Source organism: Pseudoalteromonas sp. T1lg10, from assembly GCF_002964545.1.
In the GTDB taxonomy this organism is placed as follows: domain Bacteria; phylum Pseudomonadota; class Gammaproteobacteria; order Enterobacterales; family Alteromonadaceae; genus Pseudoalteromonas.
Genome location: NZ_PQBV01000050.1, coordinates 2,328 through 5,766, shown reverse-complemented (window position 1 = coordinate 5,766; position 3,439 = coordinate 2,328). Strand labels below are relative to the sequence as shown.

3 protein-coding genes are annotated in these 3,439 nt (G+C 44.0%); all 3 read left to right on the top strand.

Annotated features, from left to right (window positions below; all coding sequences use genetic code 11):
• A partial coding sequence (locus tag C2M17_RS13305; RefSeq protein ID WP_105201230.1) for an HlyD family efflux transporter periplasmic adaptor subunit occupies nucleotides 1–791 on the top strand: 791 nt, incomplete at its 5' end.
• 930 nt (nucleotides 792–1,721) lie between these two features.
• Nucleotides 1,722–2,621 carry an OmpA family protein gene (locus C2M17_RS13300; protein WP_105201229.1) on the top strand — a complete coding sequence of 300 codons (900 nt, stop codon included), beginning with the start codon at nucleotides 1,722–1,724 and terminating at the stop codon, nucleotides 2,619–2,621.
• Nucleotides 2,622–2,695: 74 nt separating this feature from the next.
• A partial coding sequence (locus C2M17_RS13295) for an Ig-like domain-containing protein (protein ID WP_233997999.1) occupies nucleotides 2,696–3,439 on the top strand: 744 nt, incomplete at its 3' end.

Below are 3,439 nucleotides of genomic sequence, written 5' to 3'. Positions count from 1 at the left end.
CCTTTCCAAACGAACTGAAAATCGATGAGAAAGATCGCATCTTTGAGCAAGCGTTATTTGCCTCTCGACGGACCAATAAACAAGAAAAAGTAGTTGGTTTACAACGCCGTATGCACATTGTTGAAGAGCAACTCGGCATCTTACGCCCCATGGTGGCGTCCGAGTCGGTCAGTCAAATGGAGCTGCTCCGGTTAGAAAAGGAGCTTGAAGATTTAAAAGGACAGATCATCGAAGTCAGCAATAATTACATGCAGGATGCCTACACCGAATTGACTCAAAAGAAAGCAGAGCTCAATGCCCTGAACGAGTCTTTAGTGCAGCGGCAAGATCAGTTGACTCGCACCCAAATCACATCGCCCGTCAAAGGCATGGTGAATGATATTTTGGTTACCACACGCGGTGGTGTGGTGCAGCCGGGGGAGCCTATTATGTATGTCTTACCGATTGATGAGCAATTACTGATTGAAGCGAAAATAGCCCCGGAAGACATCGCATTTTTAGCACCTGGAATGTCAGCGAAAGTGAAAATCACGGCGTATGACTTTTCGATTTACGGGGATCTCGAAGGCGAAGTAATTCAAATCAGTCCGGATACGATTGAAGAGGAAACGGCACAAGGCAAAGCGTATTTTTATCAGATCCTGATTACCACCGAAGGGAATCAGTTAGTTAAAGGTGATAAGAGCTACCCCATCCGCCCCGGCATGATTGCCCAGGTAGATGTGTTAGGAGGTAAACGCACAGTCCTCAGTTACCTCTTAAATCCGCTTCTGAAAGCTAAACTCAACTAAGTAACACAAACAAGAAGTACCCCCCCCCTTGGTGGTACTTCTTGATATCGAATTAGCCAGACACTCACTCCAAGTAGGAATTAGCCAGACACCCACCTCTGACTGTGAAGAATAAGAGTGGGTGTCCTCGATAACTCCCACTCGAGAACTTAGATAACTCTTTTTTCAATATTGACGATTTTTCGAACTGAAAAACGTTGTTTTATTTCAACGCGCCACATTGAGTGGTTGTTCGATAAATGAGCAAATTACAACTAAGCTTCTCATTTGAGTTGAAACAGTGCTTTCTGAAGGTTAGCGGGTCCCGCCGCCATTTAAGTACGACCAAGGCGCTCGATCGGGTGAATATAGAATTCAAATGTCACATTTTAGTTAACGCACTATTTACAAAAAAGGCATCTTGCCTATCGTTGGTTAGCGTAATGATTATTGAAATATCGGACGTCAAAAAGTACTTGATTGCGGACGGTGCTGACTATTTGAAATTACAGGATAACCTTGTGGTTATAGGCGAATAGTTACTTTATCAAGCCTAATGGAAACTAAAACTTAAGCTATTGAGTGCGGGTTAACTGGTTGTATTTAGTTTGTTAATCAAGTTTTGCAATATGGAAAACTTGCTCCAGCATAAAAGCTCTATTGTCCTACAGTTCCGAATATTGAAAAATGAGAATAATAGTCTGCATTGCACTTTAACCTTCTATTTTTAAAGGTAAATTCTCTCCAAAAAGCAAAAAAACAAGCCTTGAATAGTAATCTTAAAGTATTAGTACTTTTTTATCATTTCGTCCTTGACGATTGAGTGCTTATCGTACAATACTATTTTTAACATAAGTTAAGAACTTAACGCTTGCTTAATTGGTGAAGTTAATTTTTCTGTCAGTCCACAAGTAAGTGTGGTGTTTCACACGCTCCCGAGAAAAGTAAAAAATGAAAAGTTATCTAAAACACGTTCAATTACTCTGTATGCTTGTTTGCGCTGCAACATTAGTAGCCTGTACCACCTCAGGTTCTCTATTAACTGGCCAACCGCTCAAATCTTCTTCTCAGATTAGTGATGCAGAAACTACTGCAAAAATTGTATTTTTCCACGATGGTCCTGTTGATGCCGAGACCTTACGAACGAACTCGATCGTTATCTCAACTCAAGGAAAAGTCATTTCTGGGCTGCACCCGCAACAATACACAGTTATTCAAGCCTGCAGTGGTATGCAAACTTTTCAAATCGCTCGAGGAGGCTCAACAGCCGTCTCAGTAGAGTTGCCTATTGCTGAAAACTCTGTGTATTACGTCAAGTTGCAACCAAGCACACAAGCATCCGGAGTTACCTACCAGGTTTCGACGCACCGTAGTGTTAGCGATGTCATTGATGGCCGCGAAGCGCGCTCATTTTTGGTGGCGCGTCACCAAGCTAACTGTGCCACACCAGAAGAACCTGTAACGCCAGAACCTCTAATGTCTACTTTTGATTCAGAAGCGCTCTTCGCTTTTGATGGAGCGAAACTTACCGACGTCGTAGCCTCGCATCCTTTAGATGAAGTCGTGAACTTTATCGAGGCCCACTCTGACCACTCTATGCGTATTACTGTATCTGGTTATACCGACCGTCTGGGTGCTCGCGACTACAACCAAACACTCTCTGAGAAACGTGCACAAACCGTCGCCAATTACCTTAAAAACAAAGGTTTTAGCGGCAGTCTCCAAGTATTTGGTTTTGGTGCGGCGGATCCAGTTGTAACGGATTGCCCTTCTTCGTTAAGCCGAGATGCCTTGATTCAATGTTTACAACCGAATCGACGCGTAACAGTGCGTGTTTTACCGGCTAACTAATTCTAATTTACAAGCGCACCTACTAAGCGAAAGCGCTTGCTGGCTATTTTTATAAAATTTACGGAGATGATGTCATGGTCAAAGGGTATGAAATCATTGTTTACAGCGGTGAGCGCGTGGTCGAGAACCACTCTTTAACTACTGACGGGGGAGCATTGACAATCAATGCTCAAAACGACGTTCGTTACGAGCTACTTGACCCTGCAACAGGTGTCGCGCCCCAACAAGTTCTCTTCAAACGTGAAGGCGAAAATTTGGAACTTCACTTTGGTGATGCGGCGCCAGACGCAATCGCAGACGTTATTATTACTGGCTATTATGACCTGAGCACGCCACCCAAGTTTTTCGGTTTAGCAGAAGACGGAGATTACTATTCCTTCGTTCCGCAAAGCGGCTTGACTGAAGACCTGTTAGAAAAACTTGACGAAGACGACGAGACTTATCAAAGCCTAGGCTACGAAGATAGCGACTCAGGTATAATGTGGTGGCCATTAGTGTTAGGCGGTGCAGCATTAGCGGCATTGGCGCTTGATGGCGGAAGTGACAGTGACGATAAGGTCAGTATTGCTCCAGACAACCTTGATATCGAAGCTCCAATCGTCACTTTTAACGACTTAATTACTAATGATACAACGCCCGAGCTCAACGGCACAGTCAATGATCCAGATGCGAAAGTGGTCGTTATCATTAACGGTATTGAGTATGAAGCAACCAACAATGGCGATGGTACTTGGACACTTGCTGATGACGTCGTTGCCGAATTAGAAGATGGCACCACCGCGGTTGTTGTGATCGCGACGGATCCAACTGGTAACGAG